This window comes from Moraxella sp. E33BD (genome assembly GCF_041807865.1).
Classification (GTDB): Bacteria; Pseudomonadota; Gammaproteobacteria; order Pseudomonadales; family Moraxellaceae; genus Moraxella; species Moraxella haemolytica.
Genome location: NZ_JBGTZD010000044.1, coordinates 1 through 547, shown reverse-complemented (window position 1 = coordinate 547; position 547 = coordinate 1). Strand labels below are relative to the sequence as shown.

1 protein-coding gene is annotated in these 547 nt (G+C 45.3%); it reads left to right on the top strand.

Annotated features, from left to right (window positions below; genetic code table 11):
* Nucleotides 1-547 (top strand): hypothetical protein (locus tag ACERC6_RS10295; protein WP_373628965.1); only part of this gene is annotated, 547 nt, incomplete at both ends.

Sequence of the window (547 nt, the reverse complement as noted above, 5' to 3'; positions counted from 1 at the left end):
GACAGAGAACATTTCACACGTAAGTTGACCGAGGACGTAAGAATTACCGGCGGTGCTGATGAGAGTCAGTTGACTAATAGCAATATTGGGGTAGTTGTTGGTGACCAGGGATTGGAAGTAAAACTTGCCAAGAATATTAATGGGTTGGAAACCATTAAAACCACCGGTCGTATTACAGCCGGTGATTTGACAGTGACTACTGGGGGATTGACTGTTAATAATGGTGGCATAAAGGTTACTCGAGATGGTTTGACTGTTCAGGCTGGTCCGACATTACTTCAAGAGACTACTGTTAAAAGTACGCTAAATGTGGAAGGTGATACTACTGTTCGGAAATTAACCGCAAATGGCGAGACAACGCTTAAACGGACAACGATTACTGAGGGTGGTTTGACTGTTCAGGCTGGCCCAACCAATTTGAACGGCACTGCGACGATTGGTGGTAAATTAACAGCTCGCAGTGGTTTGGATGTGACCGGTGCGACCACACTTAGAAATACTTTGAATGTGACCGGCGATACCACGCTTAGAGGTACCACTGCAAATA